This is a genomic window from Actinomyces viscosus, from assembly GCF_900637975.1.
In the GTDB taxonomy this organism is placed as follows: Bacteria; Actinomycetota; Actinomycetes; order Actinomycetales; family Actinomycetaceae; genus Actinomyces; species Actinomyces viscosus.
The window spans coordinates 2,409,206-2,425,919 of sequence record NZ_LR134477.1 but is presented as its reverse complement, the minus strand read 5'-3'; the positions used below and the strand labels follow the sequence as shown (position 1 = coordinate 2,425,919).

Below are 16,714 nucleotides of genomic sequence, written 5' to 3'. Positions count from 1 at the left end.
AAGTAGCCGACCGAAGCGAAGCCCACTCAGCTGGGTGCTGACGTCATAGTATCGATAGAGTCACGATTGTCTGCACCTCGGCCGACCCTCTCTCCCCAACCCCTCGGAGTACTGATCCTCGGATGAATGCGACCAGCACCCGTGTCACCCTCGTCCACGAGGGTGAGCGGCTTGATATGGCGGCACGTTCAGGCGTGTCGGTCGGTGAGCTCGTGCCTCCGCCGCTGGCGCACCAGCCCAGTGGGTTTCTCATCACAACCGCTGACGGCACTGTGGTGGACGCCGAAGCCGCCCTGGGGACGGACGTTCTCGAGGGCGCTGTGCTGGTGACCACGCCGGCTCGGGCGGGCCTGCGAGGCTACGCCGCGACGGACTCCGATCTGGAGAACGTCGTGCGTTCGTCGGTCGGGGAGACTGCGGTCGTCCTAGTGGCGGTGCTGTGCTTCCTTCTGGGAGGACTGCCGCCCTTGACCGGGCACGGGCAGCTGCTGCCGCTCGCGTTGCAGATCGGAGGGGCCTGTCTCCTGGTGGTGCTCCTGGTGGCTGCGGCGTTCAGGCCCGTCGGAGGCGGACCCGCATTGCGGGAGGCGCTGGGGGCCATGACCGTACCTCTGGCAGGAGGGGCTGCCGGCGCGCTCCTGGCGCCCGTGTCCAGCCCGGACTCCCGGCTGCTGGTCGCACTGCTCGCGGCGTGGGGCACGGGGGTGGCCGCCCTGGTGCTGTGGATCGTTCGCAAGGGAGTCGGCGAAGCGGTTGCTGCGGGCACCTGGCTCTTCCTGGCCGCTGTGGGGACCATGGTGCCCGCCGTCGGAATCTCACGCGTCCCCGTGCTTGTGGGGCTCGTGGGCGTGGGAGCCCTGGGTGGGCTGATGATTCCGAGCCTGGCGGTGCGTGTTCCCAATCAGCTGCTGCTGGACATGACGCAGCTGAGAGTCATGGGGCGCTCCGTGCGTCAGCCCGAGGTGCCGGTCGTCGACGACATCTCCTCCCGCTCGGTCTCTCAGTCCGTGGCTCACGCGGCAGTGTCCTCAGTCGCACTGGAAATCGCCTTCGGGATCATGGTGCTGCTCGGCCTGCCGACGACGGTCCAGGTGGCCTTGGGGGGCGGCGTCGCGGGATGGGGGGGCTCGAGTCGAGGTCGTGTGCGTCATGCTGCTTCTGCTCCTGCGTCCACGTACCGCGCACTCGCGGCTGCTGCGCCTGCTGCCGAGACTGGTCGTCGCCACGGCGATCATCCTGGTGCTGAGTCTGCTCTGGGTCAGCGACAGCGACCGACTCTTGGCGCGAACCGGAAGTGAAGTCGTCGCATTCATCATTTTCCTCACAACAGCCGCTGCTTTCGCTGTAGGGATGTTCCTCAGTACCGTTCGGTCGGCATGGTGGGGGCGGCTCGGCGACATCTTCCAGACGCTCGCCGCCCTCGGAACCCTTCCCGCAACCGTGATCGCAGCAGGACTGATCGACGTTATGAGGCAACTATGAGAATCACGCCAACACCTGCGGCCTCCGCGGCGAAGCGCGTGCCGGCTCGCCGAGAGTGGCGCCCCCTGACCACCGGGGAGGCGGTGGTGGCTGTCGTCGTTGATGTCCTTCTGCTCGTGATCGTCGTCCTCGTGCCGCTGCTGGCACTCAATGTCAGAGCGCTTCCCTGGATCCTGCTCTTCCAGGTGATCGCGGTGCAGAGCCTGGTTCTGGCGCGTTTCGGCAGGACGGCGGGGCTGGCGACGGTATCGGCCACAGCGGTGGTCCCGCAGCAGGGTGCGGCCCCAGGAATTGGGCGAGCACTGGCGCGAGTTCTTCTCGCGGTCCTTCTCCCCATTCGCGTTGGTCGGCAGACGACCGCGGGCCAGCACGATGGTGACGGTGAGCATCTCCTGGATCGTCTGACCGGGACCCTGACCGTCACCCGCCGTCCGGCCCCATCACAGGAGCGTCAGCGCCAGGTTTCGTCGCCCCGCGGAGAGCGGCGCCGCGGCCAACGGGGCTCGAGGGACGGCGCGCCATCATCCATGCGCTATCAGGCAGCGGCTGGACAGGGGCGCAGAGACCGCAGGCGGCGGAGCTCCTCCGGATCCGTTGCCTCAGGGCCGCCCATGCTCCAGCCTCAGACTCCACCGGTCCGTGAACGCCCTGACCTGGCCGGTCCCGGCTATGCGGGCGCGCCAGGCGGTGCTCACGCCTCCGTGGGTGCCAACCCGGCTGCCGTCGGAGGCGCGGGTGGCGGTCGGTCGCGCTTTGCGCCGCCCGTCGCCCCTCCGGCAGCGGCGGCCCCGCCACCGTCCGCGCCGCTTCCTCCTGTGGCGTCCGAGTCGCCCGCTCCGTCCCCAGCTGTCCCGTCAGCCTTCGCTGCTCCCCCAGGGCCGCCTCCGACGTCGTCGATACCGACGCGGCCTGCCTCCTTCGAGCCGGCCTCCCCCGGCAGCCCTACGCGGCCTGCATCCTTCGAGCCAGCCTCCCCCGGCAGCCCGACCCGCTCGACGGCCCCGGTCGAGACGAGCGCTCCTCTGCCTCCATCGTTGCCACCACGAATTCAGCCTGGTCGACGGCAGACGGTGGCGCCTATCGCGCCCTCGGGCAGGCCGGCTGCTCCCTCAGCCGGTGGGACTCATGCCGGTGACTACGCAGGCGCCCACCGCGCAGGTCCGAGTGACTCTGGAGGGCCGGCCGCGCCGCCGCCTCAGCCTCCAGCCGTGCAACCTGTTGTTCCTCCTGGCTCCCATTCGCCGCAGCAGCAGCCGATGCCGCCCGTCTCCGGGAGACCAGATCCCTCTGCGCCAGCATCCGGGCCGGCCTCGGTGCAGCCCGGGCGCAGGCCGGGACGGTCGGATGCCCAGCGACGTCGTCCCATGGTGTCCTGAGAAGGGCCCGAACGTCGGACGACCCGCGGTCGCCGGTACAGCGATCGCCATCGTTCTCGCAGCACGGCAATAAGACGACGCCCTGAGCCTTGAAGGCTCAGGGCGTCGAAGACTGTCGGGGATGACGACGGAGCTAATCAGGCGAAGGTGCTGGCCGCCTGGTGGTCAGTCGTGTTGTAGTTCTCGGACGAGGTGGTGACGTGGCTGCCGAGCTGCTGGATCAGCTGCTGCTGGTCGGCGATCGCCGCACGGCACTCGTTCATGGAGATGGTGTACTGCTGCTGAGCCTCACCGGACCAGCCGCTCTGGGTGGGACGCAGCTCGGCGTCCATGGCGTCCAGGTCCGCCTGGGACTGGGCGGAGCCCTGGGACATCGCGGAGGCGAGCTGCTCCAGCGATCCGTAGTTAACAAGCATGTCCGACATATTGTCTCCTGACAGTAAGTAAGGGTGAGATGAACTGGGTGTAGGTGGGATCAGGCGGGAAGGTTGTGGTAGCCGCCGCCCGCGTTGGCACCGACGCGCTGGGCTCCGGCTGCGGACTCCGCCTCAGTGCTCAGGTAGGACTGGTCGGTCGTCTTCAGGGAGTCCGAGAGTCGAGACAGTGCCTGGTCGATTCGGCGGTTGTCCTCACCGTACTGCTGGACAACCTGGGCGACGGCGGCCGCACCCTGGCCCTGCCAGCCAGACTGAGACTCGGCGGCGGCGTTCTGAACCCGCTGGCCGATGGCGTTCTGCTCGGCGCGGTGCGTGTCCACGGTCTGGCTTGCCTTGGCAAGTACGCCGCTCTCTGACTTTAGTTGCTGCTCGGCCATGAGGCTCCTCTTTTTCTCAAGGCTGCGCGTGGCAGCCACTGTGATTGAGCAACATCGAGAAGAGATGTCCCTGTGATGAGGGTCTCGAAACATTGGGATGCTGCTCTCTGGCCCGTTCAGACTAGTGCATGACAACCGATCACGGCATTAATTCACGTAATGTGATCGAGATCAGTGTGGGCAGTCTCGCCGCATGAGCCCGCCCGTCTCCTCTAGTCGTGACACCCGTTTCGTGATCTACGATGGGGTGTCGCTCGGCTGCGTCCGCAACCGGTGACGGCTCATCCTCGTCCCGCTCTCCAGGAGAAACGCCTTGCCTCCTCCCGCCTCGCGTGTCCGGCGCGGCTCCTCCCTCATGCCCGTCACCGTCGTCTACCAGCGCATCCCGACTGACGTCTCGTTGCCGGTCGACCTGCCGCTGGTCGAGGTAGTGCCGGCGCTGGCGGAAAGGCTTGAGAGTCTGGGAGAGGACGCCTCGACCTACGGCCTGTGCCTGACCACGCAGTCGGGCACGGTTCTTGACGACTCCTTGTCCCTGAGCGACCAGCGAGTGGGCGCGGGTGATGTTCTCACACTCGATCTTCGCAGCATGGAGGCCGAGCACCGTTACGACGACCTCACCGAAGCGGTTGCGGCCGCCGTCGAACGTCAACAGGTCGCATGGGAGCCCAAGGACACGATGTCCTTGTCGGTGGGGGCCACGTGCCTGCTCTTCGCTGCGGGAGGCGCTCTTCTCCTGCGCCAAGGGCCCGGCGGCTGGGTGACACCGGCCTGTGCGGCGGTGGCTTCGGGGCTGCTCATCCTGGCGACGCTGGCAATCAATCAGATGAAGGGCAAAGGGGCCTGGGCACTCGTCATGACCGCGGCGGGTCTGGCCGGTGTGGCGCTTCACACTGCGATCCAGGGGCCGCCGACAGGAATGAGGATGGCTGCGGCAGGAGCCGTCGGCGCCTCGCTCCTCGGCGCGTGCCTCCCGATGCTGGGTCGTGATCGTCCCCTGATCGCCGGTCCTATGCTCGTCTGCGTCGCCATGATGGTGACCGGGCTGGGGACCCAGGCGCTCGGCTACCCGCTGGCGCAGGTACTGGCCCTGGTCAGTGCGACAGCTGCCGGTGTCTCGCTGCTGACCCCGTGGCTCGCCCTTGCCTCGGTCCCGGTCACCATCAGCCTGCCCGACCAGCCGGAGGGGTATCACCGAGCCGAGGATGAGGGGCCGATCAAGGCGGCGCTGACGTCCCGCATCCTGAACCTGCACGGGCTGGTGCTGTCCGTGCGCATTGCCTGCTCGATCATTGTGCTGGCGTCGGTTCCCTCGCTGGCCTCGGTCGGCTACGACGGCATCGCTCTGGTGGCGGCCATTGCGGTCGCGGCGATGCTGAGCACGCGGGCGGTCCGTTCACGTGCGGATGTGACGGCCGGGGTCGTGGGCGGCATGCTCATCCTGGCGACGCTCGTGCTCGTCATTGTCCTCAGCCGAGCCAACTTCGTCATGCCCATGGTGGTGCTGGTCGGGGTCGTGGGCGTCGTGGTCCTTCTGCTGAACGTCCTGGGTCCGAGCTACCGTCCACGACTGGCCCGTGTCACCGATGTCATCGAGATCCTCGTCCTCGTCTCCATCGCGCCGTTGGCCGCTCTTGTCATCGGGGTGCTGTGATGGCTTCCAACAAGGACATCCTCAATGCGCAGCGCTTCAACCGGCAGCGTCTCATCATGGCCTTCAGCGCGGGGACGCCGGAGGGGCGAGAGCTTGAACCGCGCAACATGCTCCGGCCCGTGCTGGGCGGCATCGCGGTGGCGCTCGTCATCCTGCTGGTCTCCCTGGTGATGGGGCGGTTCACCTCGCCACTGCCTAATGAGTGGCAGAACAACACTCTCGTCGTGGTCAAGGGGGAGGGGACGCGGTACGTCACCATCCGCGGACGTCTGCGGCCGATCACGAACATCGCCAGCGCCCGGCTCCTGTCCGACCCGGGCTCCTTCAAGGAGACCACCACCGGAGCCGATGCCCTCGACGGGATCGAGAGGGGCTCGCAGGTGGGGATCGCAGACGCCCCCGAGTCGCTTCCTGCGGCCAAGTCGCTGGTCTCCCGGGGGTGGGCCGCCTGCTCCTCCACCTCAGGGGCAACGTCGACCCACGTCGGCTCCGCGCCCTCGGGCATGGGGGCGGTGGGGCATGCGCTGGTGTCCGTGGACGGGAGCTACTACCTCATCGCCAACGGCAGTCGGTACCCGATTCCATCCGAGAACCGCGACGCCATTCTTCTCGCCCTTGGCCTGGACTCGGACCCTGTCCTGGCGGTGGACGCCACCTGGATCAACCTCTTCTCACAGGGCAGCACGATCCAGCCCTTCTCGCTGCCGGACGCGGGCACCTCGGTGAGCACGCTGTCCTCATCGATCTCCAATCCCACCGCCGGTTCGCTGCTGGCGGTCTCCGACGGGTCGGGCGCTCAGCGCCACTACCTGGTGCGGGCCGATGGCCGAGTAGCGCGTCTCAACGAGGTCGAGCTCGCCATGTACCAGCTCGGTGCCCCGGGCGTCAGCGAGCAGCAGGTCAACGCCTCGGACCTGAGTCAGGTCAGTACGACGTCGTCGTCGGCGCCCACCGACTGGCCCGACACGCTGGGCAAGGGCGTCTCCGAGAACCAGAGCGCCTGCGCCGTCCTCCAGGTCAATGCCTCGGGGCAGGCGACGTCGACGATCAGTGCCAGCAACCAGATCGAGAACGGGGGAGTGACGGTCAAGGGAGGCAAGGGGGCCCTGGTGCGGGCAACCTCCGGAGGCTCCGCCGGGCAGATCTTCCTGCTCACCGATGCCGGCCGCGTCTGGGCGCTGGGAGGTACGACTGCTGACACGGTCAAGCAGCTCGGCTACACCATGAGCAACGTCTCCGATATCCCCTCGCCCTGGGTCTCGCTCTTCCCCGCCGGTCCGGAGCTGTCGAAGGCCGCCGTCTGGAAGGACGTGGCGGACAAGTGAAGTACTCGCCTCGGGCCCTTGCGATCTGCGTCCTGGCCGTGGTCCTGCTGGCGGCCTTCCCCATCATGGGGATGGCATCGTTCGCGAGCTCCAGCGCGGCCAGAGGAGTTGGCGCCGAACCCAAGGGAAGCCTGGTGCCCCGTTTTCCGGTCCCGCGTCCCTCGTCCTCACCGACGCCGGAGCCCGCTCCCTCCCAGGCTCCTGCCGAGACCACGGCGCCGGAAACGCCTTCGCCGACGCCGGAGCCGGAACCGGAGCCGGAGGCGTCGGCTGCCCAGCCCGCCCAGACCGGCGCTCCGCCGATCAGCGTGGACGTCGCCGACTGCCAGAGGGGACAGGGCTCGCTGCTGCCGTCCGCTCCGCCGGTCTTCAAGCAGATCGGGGTGGAGCAGGCCTGGAGCGTGTCCGAGGGGCAGGGCGTCGTGGTGGCCGTCGTCGACTCCGGCGTGGACGCGACCAACCCCCACCTCCAGGGGGCCATGGCGCCGGGGATCGATCTCCTCGGCCGGGGGGACGGCCAGGTCGACGAGGACGGTCATGGGACCGCTGTGGCCGGGATGATCGCCGCCCGCCAGGTGGAGGGCTCCGGCGTCGTCGGAATCGCTAAGAGCGCCACCATCATGCCGGTGCGGGTCTACCAGGGGGTCTCCGACGATCAGGTGAAGAAGGGTGTTGGACCCACGCCCGCGAGGACCGCTCAGGGAATCCAGTGGGCGGCCGACAACGGGGCCAAGGTGATCGTCGTCGGTCACATGCTCACGCAGGATGAGCCCGAGGTCCAGGCGGCAGTGAACCAGGCGACGGCGGCCGGGGCCATCGTGGTCGCCGGCGCCGGAGCGGTGGACAGTAATGGACGCTCGAGCGGCGGCGCGACGGCCTCCACCGCACCGCCTGCGACAGATGCCAACGGGGCCGAGGTGCGTTACCCGGCGGCCTACTCGAACGTCCTGGGGGTCACCAGCCTGGATGCCACTGGGGGTGTCTCCAAGGAGGTGCTGCACGGCTCCCACGTCGATGTGGCGGTTCCGGCCCAGGCCGTGCCCACGACGTTCTTCGATGAGGGGGACTGCCTGGTCTCCCAGAACCGTCCCTCGCCCTCCCTGGCGGCCGGGTACGCAGCAGGAGTGGCAGCGCTCGTGGTCGCTGCGCATCCGGGGGAGACGCCCGCGGACTGGAAGTACCGGCTGACGGCGACGGCGATCCGGCCGGAGCCGGCGACGTCGAGCCCGGCGACCGGCTGGGGGCTCATCGCCCCCTACGCGGCTTTGAACTTCGTCAACGACGGCACGGCAGTGGGGCCGGAGAACCCGCGCGGTGCCCATCCGGTTCCGACGCCGTCCCCGAGCTCCCTGAAGCCGATCGTTCCCGACCCGGCGCCCGGGCGTCGGGCGCGGCTCGCGGGAGCCACGGGTGCCGTGGGAATGGTGGCGCTGGCTCTGGGGCTGGTGGCCAGTAGGGTCCGGGGACGAAAGCAGCCCTGACGTCCTTCTGCATCATGGGTGCTACCCACGATCAGGCGATCCGTGAGCCGGGTGCTGGGGTATCGGAGTCCGCGCAGGTGGGTGATGAGCGCCGTCACGTTGGTCTCCGTCAGGTCACGACCGACTGGTAGGGTCGCTCCTGTTCTATTCGTAGGTGCGCGGATGCTTGAAGCGGGGACGCACCATGACAGCTAGCAGGAGAGTGCTCTGTGGCGGGTACGTTGAAGTGGGATGCCGAGTCGGCGTCGTCGGTGGTGTCGGACCTGAACTCTGCGAACTCGGAGATCAGCGGTAAGAGCGTGAAGGCGCCGAACGGGTGCGGATGGTCTCAGTCGGAGGCAACGCCGGTGGTTTCAGAGCTTCAGTCGACCTTGTCCCAGCTGCAGAAGAGCCTGCCGGGGCTGGCGACGAACCTGTCGTCGGCGAACACCTCGGTGCAGCAGTCCGATCGGGACAGTGCCAGTAGGACCCCGAAGTCCTCGTCGGGCTCCAGCTCCCGTTTCTGAAGAAAGTGATGTGACGGATAATGCCGATTGACACGCACCTGGATGCAACACCTGCCGACATCACTGCCTCGGCGACGGATGTGGGGACGGTGAAGACCGCCGTGGATGAGGCTGAGATCGATGTGTGGAGGGCCAACCGCACCATGCAGTCAGGAGCCCTCCAGGGGCTGACGGCTGATCAAGTCAAGACCGCTGTGGGGTTGAAGGAACGGCAGTGCCAGACGCTGTCCTCGAGCCTGGGGAGCTACAAGACGGCCCTGGAGAACCTCGGCTCCGGGCTGACGACGATCAGCTCCGACCTGGCTGGCGTCCGGGAGAAGGCGACTGCCGGCGGACTGAGCGTTGAGGGCGAGAAGGTGTTGGAGCCGCAGGCGCCACCACCGCTAACGGAGAACAATTCTGCCGAGAGGGACAAGGACCGGCAGACTCATCAAACACTGGTTGACAACTACAACACCTTGAAGAAGCTGTATGACTCGCTGGTCAGTGAGACGAGCGATATCCGCGTCAGGGAGACCGAGGTGCGTCAGACCTTCGCGGACGCCTGTTCGGCAGTCATTGACAACCCGGTGTGGAAAGAGCTCAAGGGGGCTCTCTTCCCGGACGTGTCGGCAGGTGGCGGTGTCGCAGTGGGGAAGACGGTGCTGTGGGCGAATTCCCTGGCGCAGAATGCGGCGACCCTTGCGGAGGGTGTGGGACTGAAGGCCACTAATGCCGTGGTCAAGCACCCGATGCACAGCAAACCCGGTAAATGGGTGACATCCCATGACCCCAGGCGAGGCACTCCCAAAGGGATGAAGCCTGATATGGTTCGGAATGATCGCCATCTCGCGAACTGGGAAGTTCCCAAGGGCAAGAGTGGGACCTGGGGAGGGAAGGCCGTCGCTGCGGCTCGAAAGGCTGCGCCCTATCTGGATAAGATCGATAAAGGATGCGTGGCGCTCGACTTCGGTGTCAGTGCCTACGAGCAGTGGGAGAAGGACTCCCACAACCCGTCCCTCAGTGAGGGGAAGAAGGTGGCGCGAGCCGCGACGACGGGAACTGGGGCTGCGGTTGGAGGATTAGCTGGGGCGAAGGCCGGTGCTGCTATCGGAGCGACAATCGGTGTGGCCGGTGGTCCCGTTGGAGTCGCTGTTGGAGGAGTTGTCGGAGGTATCGCTGGAGGAGTGGCGGGTTCCTGGGCCGGGAAGAAAATCGCTGGCGGGCTTAATAAGCTGTTCGAGTAGTTTTGGTTATTTGAAAGGTTTGTTGCGTGCATTCCGATCTTATTGCTGCCGTTGTTGCTTTGGTTTTAGGGGCATTAACTCTAGCGAATTGGTGGTTTGTTATGTTTTCGGATCACTGGTATGCAGATCTGCTGCGTGCGCAGTCGAAAACGTGGTTCAATCTCGGTCGAAACACTGAGTCGTTGATTTCGCCTGCCAGTGGCATGTTTTTTATGTTCGGTGGACTCGGCATGCTCATGTATCCGGGCAGAATTGACGATAGTCCCGTGGCTATGTTGTTGTTCGGTGGTTCAGGAGTTTTCTTGGCTGTGGCCGTGCTGGGGCTGATTCCGTTTCGGTTGCCGGGGCCGATGTATCCGGAGTGGCAGATGGAGAGGCGTCGTCGGGCGCTGGAGGCTGAGCGGGCCCGGTGGGATGCCGAGAGGAGAGACTCTCCTCCGGTGGGGCGGCATGCGGCGAGCCCCGGCTCGGAGAGTGGCCTCTATGAACGGTATGGCGATGGCTCGCACGACGGAGGTTCAACCGCCCCCGGTGACGAACTTCCGACGCGGGCGCGCTCCACACGCACCGACGAAGATGGCCACTGTCCTACCGACACTTCGGGTGTCGGCGGTGCAGCAGGCTAACTGAGGTGGTCGGCTGGTGGGAGCTGTATCGAGTAAGGGGGGCGGCGTCTTCGGTGGGGGATTATTGGTGTCGCCAAAGACCTCATCGTTGGAGGTGTTGTTGGAGGCGTGGGGCTGGTTCGTGGGCGGGAAAACAGGGCCAATTGGTTTAATGATAAGTTCTCTAAGTAGTTTAATGATTTGATGAGTTACTTATGGGTTCTTCTGTGATGACTGCGGCTGTCGGGCTACTCGTTCTTGGTGGTGTCACGCTAGTGAATTGGGCTTTCACAATGTTTTCCGATCACTGGTATGCAGATCTGCTGCGTGCGCAATCGGAGGCGTGGTTTAATCTCGGGCGGAACACTGAGTCGGTGATAATGCCCGCTATCGGCATGTTTTGCTCGTTTTGCGGCTTTGGGATGCTTCTGTATCCGGATACCGCTGACACGAGTGCGGGAGGATATATACTAGGGGGCGGTGCGGTGTTCTTCTTGTTCGTGGCTGCGCTGGGGCTGATTCCGTTTCGGTTGCCGGGGCCGATGTATCCGGAGTGGCAGATGGAGAGGCGTCGTCGTCGGGCGCTGGAGGCTGAGCGGGTCCAGTGGGATGCTGGCAAGAGCGACTCTTCTCCAGTGGGGCGGCATGCGGCGAGCCCCAGTTCGGAGAGTGGCCTCTACGGGCGGTATGGCGATGGCTCGCATGATGGAGGCTCACCTGCCCTCGGCGACGACCTTCCGACGCGGGCCTGCTCCGCACATGCCGACGAAGGTGGCCGCAGCTCTACCGACACGTCGGGTGTCGGTGGTGCAGCAGGCTAACCGGAATCGTCGATAGCTGGGTGCCGATTGTGTTGACTAGTATCTGGGCGGGGGTGATTGGCCTCATCATTGGTGTAGTTCTGCTGGTGAACTGGTGGTTCGTCATGTTTTCTGACTGCTGGTATGCTGACTTTCAACGCGAGCTGTCGAAGGGGCGGTTCAATCTTGAGCGTAACACAGAATCGCTACTAACTCCGGCGGCTGCGATGATGATGTTGTGTGGGGCCTGTCTTGCGCTACTGGACCACTTCGACTCTGAGAATGCTGCAGCCCTTACTTTCTTGGCTGGCATGTTCGTAGTCTGTGCAGGTATAGCTGTGCTGGGGTTGATTCCGTTTCGGTTGCCGGGGCCGATGTATCCGGAGTGGCAGATGGAGAGGCGTCGCCGTCGGGCAGAACAGGCTGCAAGAGCTGCATGGAAGGAGGGGCAGGAGGGTCCCGAGAGTGAGTGGCACTCCTCGGACGACCCCGCCCCAGCCCTCACAGGCCGAGGTTCCGAACCTCAAGGACTGTTTGACAGAAACAAGTCGGGAAGACGTGCTAGGCATGGTGATGATCTGCCGGAGCGGGCGCACCGCGCCGAGCGACAGCAAGGAGGGAGCCAAGACCCATGAGTGAGACGGTGAGTGTTCACCTGGCGCCGGGATGGCAGCCGATTACAGCGCAGGAGCTACCTGCGGGGCTGCTTCAAGGAACCGAGGACACCGTGCGCTACATCGCAGCCGCCGTGCCGCAGACGCGCACCTACGCCCCCAACCTGGTGGTGGTGCGCACCGAGCTCGGTCGGGGTGAAGAGCCGGAGCAGGTGCTCGTCGGCTCCGGGCGCGCCATCGTGGACGCAATCCCCGGAGTTCGGATGATCGATGAGTTCCCGGCCGACGGGCTGCTCGAAGGCTGCCGACTGCGCAGCGGCATCTACATCCTCGACGAAATCGCGCTGACCTTCATGCAGGTCGCCTGGATCCACGAGAGCCCGGGCGAGCGCCCCTGCCTGTGGACCGCGACCTTCACGTGCGCCACCCGTGAGTTCGGCGCCCACTTCGACCAGATGTATGAGATGAGCCAGTCCCTGGAGGTTGTGGCATGAGCTCTTTCGACGCCGACCGTGGCGTGATGATCCTGGACCCGGAGCAGTGGGACGTCCTCCAGAGGATGGTGACCGGCCCCGTTGCTGAACGCGCAAACTACGCCGAGGGCGTGCTGGCGGGCCTGGAGGACATCGGCGTCATCGACCCCTACGGGCCGACGCTGGCGGCATCAGAGGTCTTGGCCGGCCTCATGGCCGCCGATGCGCGCTACAGCCTGCGCCGGATGGACCCCAGGGACCCGATGCCGGTGCGAGACATCGTCTTCTGGCTGAACTCGCCCCGGTGCACCGTTGAACGCTACGACACCGACGGTATCCACGTGTACGGGTGCGACGACGTCGAGGTACCGCATATCGCCCTGGCCAATGACAACCTCTACCCCCGGCCCATGATTGATGACGGACCCGACGACATCTACGACACGCTGGCCGCCGCTGTGCGCCTCGGTGACGTTCAGGCCGCCGAGGCGAACATGAACAGGATCGGTTACGGCGGGCCCAAGGCCTCCCAGTTCGTGTGGGACGCCCGCGATGGGCGATGGACCATCGTGCTCCACAGCAGAGAGGACCGTGACCGGGACAAGGGCTTCGTCCCCACCGAACAGCTGATGACGCTGGGGGTGACCACGATGCTCTACGTGATCGAGGAGGACAGCGCTCCAGTCGTCGACCCGAACGGTCCCAGTCAGGGCATCCCTCTCATTCCGGTCTCGGCCACGGAGGCGTGGGGCCACATCTCATCCTGGATGTGGGCCACCCGCTGATACTGCCAGCGCCGGTTGAACCATGGGACAGTGCTGCGATGCCCCGCCGCGGCTGCCGCGCCGGTGAGGACGGCGCCGATGATGAGAGCCGCCACCAGCTCCTGAGCGGGATTGAGAGGTTTGTGCGCATACGTCGCCTCCGCGCTGATGCCATAGACGGCGACGATGAAGAGATTGTAGATATTGAGGAGTGACACGGTGGCGATAGCGGTGATCCTGAACGCAGTCCGGTGAGACGTCCTTGCCCCGAGGATCAGGCCTGCCAGAGACAGGGACATGACAATGAACGTGACGAGCAGGCCCGGTGCCAAGGTCAGCCCTAAGCCACCGGAATTGGACCAGGAGAGCCAGATTCCTGCCGTGTACTGATTGATGTCGATGTTGCTGGCATTAGATACGTACTCGAACCAAGCGAGTTCGAAGAGTCGAAGCACGGCGATGGTGAGTATGAACTCGCAACTTGCCAGGCTGAGAGTGACTGGTGCCGTTCGAGAGGGGATCAGGCGCTTGTTGAGGAGTATAGAAAGAGCTGCCCCCACTGTGGTGGTCAGCAACATGAAGATCGTCAAGATAAAAAACAGGTCATGACTGAATATATTTCGTGTGCCTGATGCCAGAGTGATTGTCTTCAGGGCGAACCATATCGACATTGCGACCATGCTCGTGTCTGGTCGATTTTTGAGAAGGTTGCGTATCGAGATGAATATCCACCAGACCGGAGGTGAGACTGACAGGTAGGCCAGTATCAGCGACAGAGCCACAATCCAGTCGGTGCCGTTGGTGGTGATCTGCCAGAAATAAAGGAAGTGGATGACCTGCAGGACGCACGTAGTCAGGATCAGCGCCGCCGCCGCCAGCTTCTCACCGCGCCAAGGGATCGGCGTGCTGACATCTTCTGGACGGCGGCCTGCGGTTTCGGCCGCGGGATAGGCGCGGAACATCGAGGGAGCCGGGCCTCCCGGTACGGGGGGCGCTCCACTCGGCTGCTGCGGGCCGTGACCCGCATACGGCTGATAGAACTGCTGGGCCCCAGTGGCGCCGGTGGGGTAATACGGCGGGTAGAGGTGATCCGCCGAGGAAGGGCCGGTGCGGATGAGCGGCACCGACTGGGTCGGGATGGCGAGTTGGCCGAACTGATCATCGGGGCTGGGGTTCCCCTGAATGGGGTGGGGTGGCTGCCGCATGCTGGCATTGTGGTCGAGTGGACTGGCGGGTGTCTATCGGTGGGGCCACTCCGCGTGTTGACCCCATGCTGTCTCAAGGCGCCGGGGCTCCGCTCAGTATCCACCTCCTGCAGGGGGGTGGGGTCGTTGGTGCTGGTGCAGGCGGCTCTGCACTCCCTGACCGACGGATACACGTGAGGTGTTACGGCTGTAGGGGCTGTTGCCAGCGGGCGGTGCGGCAGCAGGACGACGTCCTGCGAGCCATGTCGATCCGATGAGGACTGCTCCCACGATGATGATGGCCAGCAGTTCTATTGGCGAGTCAGAGGGCTTGTATGAGCGTCCGCCGCTGCTGGGAAGCCCATAGGCGACGAAAACGAGGAGGTTGTGAAGGGTCAGAAGAATGGCGGCGCTCACGGATGTGATCATAAATCCTCTGCTGTGAGGCGATCGCTTTCCCAGGAAGAGGCCCACGGTCGCCAAAGAGGTGATCACGGCCGAGATGGCCAGTCCGGGCGCCAGGGGCATGCCCTCCCCTTCTGACCATATGAGCCATGTGCTGGCCGTGTAGTGGCTGAGGCTCTGCCCTCGTGGTAGGCGCGTGTAGGCTATGAATGCGAGTTCGCTCAGACGAAAAGCGCTGTTGAGCAGTATGAACTGGCAGGATCCCAAAGCCAGGGTGACGGTCCACGGTCGAGGATTTCTTAGGCGCTGGTTGAGTCGAATGGTTAGGATGCTGCTGATGGTGCCGACGATAAATAAAAGAGCGACCACGAGGCCTTGCAGCTCATCGTAGGTTCCGCTTTGCGTGCCGCTTGTCAAGGTGAGTGATCCCAAGCCGAACCACAGTGAGAGTCCAACCATTTCGGATACCGGCTGGTTGTGGAACAAATGGCGCAGCCCGAAGTAGTGAGACCAGACCGCGGGGGTGGCGGCGATGAACATCAGGGTCAGAATAGCGATATTCAGCCAGCCTCCGCCTGTGTTGAGGGTAAGAATGAAGGTGATGTAAATAATGAACTCGAGGGCGCAGGCAATAAGCATCAGGACCAGCGCCGCCGCCTTTTCTCCGCGCCACGGCACCTGATGTCCCACGCCGTTGTCCCGGGGTGACGTCGTCTCTCTGCCCGGATGGCCCGCCTGCGGGCGTCGGTCTGCCGTGGAGTAGCCCGGAGCCGTCGCCGCCCCGCTCAGGTACCCGTGCCCGGAATCCGCGTAATGCTGCTGATACTGCAGGTAGGGATGGTACTGCGGCGTCTCGGCCGGGCTGGTGAGGTACTGCGGCGCGGGCGCCTGCGCGGATGGAGCTGGATACGGCTGCCCTGGGAAGAAGGGACCTCCAGGTGAGTGGTGAATCGCCTGCGTCGGGATCACGAGCTGCTCAGGGTCCATGTAGGAGACGTAACCTGCCGGCGTCGGCGACTGCCCGTAAGGCGCCCCGGTCGGCGCGGCGCCCACTGGCTGCTGACCGTAGGCGGCGTACGGAGAACTCGGCGAGCCCGGTGAGCCGCCGTGTCCCTGCGGCGGCCCGGGGTGGGGCGACGGGTATGTCATGGCGTGGTCCTGATGGTCGTGGCTGAAGAGTTCAACGAGTCTCATCTCCGGCCCGGGTTCCAGGGCGTCAGGCGGCCCGCCCGCCGGACGAGTCAGTCGCGTGAGAAGTGCGAGACGAAGTTGCGGATGATCTGCCCGGCGTCGTGCGCCTCGGAGGACCGGGCCCGGGTGAGGATGTCCTCGCTCATGTCCGGGTCACCGTACCCGGCCTCGTCGTAGATGCTCACGCGCCGCTCGAACCGGACGGCGTCGAGCTCGGGGTTGAACTGGCAGGCGTAGACGTTCCTGCCCACGCGCAGCATCTGGACGGGGCAGTCGGGAGAGCTCGCCAGCAGGGTCGCGTGCGCGGGAACCTCCCCAACGCCCTCGTAGTGCCCGGCGAACACGGTGACGGCCTGCGGAAGCCCCGCCAGGACCGGGTCCTCACGGCCCTCCGCCGTCAGGAACAGGTCGACGGCGCCCAGCTCCTCGCCGAACTCCTCATGCGTCCCGGTACCCAGGTAGGCGGCCAGAACCTGGAGCGCGACGCCGGTGGCCAGGAGCGGGATCCCCTCCTTGAGGATCACGGCGAGCAGCTCGTGGATCTGCTCCTCGACATGCCGCTGACTGCGGGTCTTCTCCGCGGCCGGTGTGTCCGCGTTGTAGGGGCTGGCGCCGATGAGCACCCCGGAGACGTCGGCTGCGGTGAAAGAGTCCAGGAAGTCGACCTCCTCCAGGGCGATGTGCTGCAGGTCCTCGCGCGACAGGCCACTCTGAGCCAGGAAGGACTCGTACTCGTCCTGCGCCGCCTCGTGCTCGGGGCGCGTCGTCACCATGATGAAAGGCTTCACGGGACCACTGTAGGGGACCCGTCGGC

General features: G+C 65.4%; 14 protein-coding genes. 9 read left to right on the top strand and 5 right to left on the bottom strand.

All coding sequences use genetic code 11. The features are described 5' to 3' along the window. The first annotated feature begins 122 nt into the window (after positions 1–122). Positions 123–1,298 carry a hypothetical protein gene (locus EL340_RS10370; protein ID WP_232023014.1) on the top strand — a complete coding sequence of 392 codons (1,176 nt, stop codon included), beginning with the start codon at positions 123–125 and terminating at the stop codon, positions 1,296–1,298. A 1,697-nt stretch (positions 1,299–2,995) separates the two neighbouring features. Here the strand turns inward: EL340_RS10370 and EL340_RS10365 are convergent. Both EL340_RS10365 and EL340_RS10360 read right to left on the bottom strand, forming a co-directional pair. Then, entirely contained in the window at positions 2,996–3,274 is a 279-nt protein-coding gene (locus EL340_RS10365) for a WXG100 family type VII secretion target (RefSeq protein WP_232023013.1), read from the bottom strand. Positions 3,275–3,333: 59 nt separating this feature from the next. Then, positions 3,334–3,672 carry a WXG100 family type VII secretion target gene (locus EL340_RS10360; RefSeq protein WP_164719378.1) on the bottom strand — a complete coding sequence of 113 codons (339 nt, stop codon included), beginning with the start codon at positions 3,670–3,672 and terminating at the stop codon, positions 3,334–3,336. Between the two features lie 313 nt (positions 3,673–3,985). Between EL340_RS10360 and EL340_RS10355 the strand changes: the two genes are divergently transcribed. From EL340_RS10355 to EL340_RS10320, 8 genes are all read left to right on the top strand, one after another. Further along, positions 3,986–5,326, top strand: a complete 1,341-nt coding sequence (locus EL340_RS10355; protein ID WP_126414506.1) for an EsaB/YukD family protein — start codon at positions 3,986–3,988, stop codon at positions 5,324–5,326. Beyond that, positions 5,326–6,651: a type VII secretion protein EccB gene (gene eccB / locus EL340_RS10350; RefSeq protein WP_126414505.1), complete on the top strand. Its 1,326-nt coding sequence runs from the start codon at positions 5,326–5,328 to the stop codon at positions 6,649–6,651. Before EL340_RS10355 ends, eccB begins: the two co-directional genes overlap by 1 nt. Beyond that, complete coding sequence (locus EL340_RS10345; protein WP_126414504.1) at positions 6,648–8,132, top strand: S8 family serine peptidase; 1,485 nt, start codon at positions 6,648–6,650, stop codon at positions 8,130–8,132. Before eccB ends, EL340_RS10345 begins: the two co-directional genes overlap by 4 nt. Positions 8,133–8,479: 347 nt before the next feature. Then, positions 8,480–8,638: a hypothetical protein gene (locus EL340_RS14970; RefSeq protein ID WP_164719377.1), complete on the top strand. Its 159-nt coding sequence runs from the start codon at positions 8,480–8,482 to the stop codon at positions 8,636–8,638. Positions 8,639–8,658: 20 nt separating this feature from the next. Further along, entirely contained in the window at positions 8,659–9,864 is a 1,206-nt protein-coding gene (locus EL340_RS10340; protein ID WP_126414503.1) for a hypothetical protein, read from the top strand. Between the two features lie 26 nt (positions 9,865–9,890). Continuing rightward, a complete protein-coding gene (locus EL340_RS15135) occupies positions 9,891–10,490 on the top strand; it encodes a hypothetical protein (RefSeq protein ID WP_197722297.1) in 600 nt (199 codons plus the stop codon). A gap of 1,410 nt (positions 10,491–11,900) precedes the next feature. After that, complete coding sequence (locus tag EL340_RS10325) at positions 11,901–12,377, top strand: hypothetical protein (protein WP_126414502.1); 477 nt, start codon at positions 11,901–11,903, stop codon at positions 12,375–12,377. Next, positions 12,374–13,141: a hypothetical protein gene (locus EL340_RS10320; protein ID WP_126414501.1), complete on the top strand. Its 768-nt coding sequence runs from the start codon at positions 12,374–12,376 to the stop codon at positions 13,139–13,141. Before EL340_RS10325 ends, EL340_RS10320 begins: the two co-directional genes overlap by 4 nt. On the opposite strand, the gene EL340_RS10315 is transcribed toward EL340_RS10320, so the two are convergent. From EL340_RS10315 to EL340_RS10305, 3 genes are all read right to left on the bottom strand, one after another. Further along, positions 13,063–14,325: a hypothetical protein gene (locus tag EL340_RS10315; RefSeq protein WP_126414500.1), complete on the bottom strand. Its 1,263-nt coding sequence runs from the start codon at positions 14,323–14,325 to the stop codon at positions 13,063–13,065. The genes EL340_RS10320 and EL340_RS10315 overlap by 79 nt on opposite strands. A gap of 93 nt (positions 14,326–14,418) precedes the next feature. Then, entirely contained in the window at positions 14,419–15,696 is a 1,278-nt protein-coding gene (locus EL340_RS10310; protein WP_232023011.1) for an annexin A7, read from the bottom strand. A 254-nt stretch (positions 15,697–15,950) separates the two neighbouring features. Next, positions 15,951–16,688, bottom strand: coding sequence for a glutamine amidotransferase-related protein (locus EL340_RS10305; RefSeq protein ID WP_126414499.1), 738 nt, complete (start codon positions 16,686–16,688; stop codon positions 15,951–15,953). Positions 16,689–16,714 lie beyond the last annotated feature (26 nt).

What these genes read in the sequence shown, in the direction of transcription:
- EL340_RS10370 (WP_232023014.1), top strand. Translation starts at nt 123, where the DNA reads ATGAATGCGACCAGCACCCGTGTCACCCTCGTCCACGAGGGTGAGCGG.
- eccB (WP_126414505.1), top strand. Translation starts at nt 5,326, where the DNA reads ATGGCTTCCAACAAGGACATCCTCAATGCGCAGCGCTTCAACCGGCAG.
- EL340_RS10310 (WP_232023011.1), bottom strand. Translation starts at nt 15,696, where the DNA reads ATGGACCCTGAGCAGCTCGTGATCCCGACGCAGGCGATTCACCACTCA.
- EL340_RS10325 (WP_126414502.1), top strand. Translation starts at nt 11,901, where the DNA reads ATGAGTGAGACGGTGAGTGTTCACCTGGCGCCGGGATGGCAGCCGATT.
- EL340_RS10320 (WP_126414501.1), top strand. Translation starts at nt 12,374, where the DNA reads ATGAGCTCTTTCGACGCCGACCGTGGCGTGATGATCCTGGACCCGGAG.
- EL340_RS10315 (WP_126414500.1), bottom strand. Translation starts at nt 14,325, where the DNA reads ATGCGGCAGCCACCCCACCCCATTCAGGGGAACCCCAGCCCCGATGAT.
- EL340_RS10365 (WP_232023013.1), bottom strand. Translation starts at nt 3,274, where the DNA reads ATGCTTGTTAACTACGGATCGCTGGAGCAGCTCGCCTCCGCGATGTCC.
- EL340_RS10340 (WP_126414503.1), top strand. Translation starts at nt 8,659, where the DNA reads ATGCCGATTGACACGCACCTGGATGCAACACCTGCCGACATCACTGCC.
- EL340_RS10360 (WP_164719378.1), bottom strand. Translation starts at nt 3,672, where the DNA reads ATGGCCGAGCAGCAACTAAAGTCAGAGAGCGGCGTACTTGCCAAGGCA.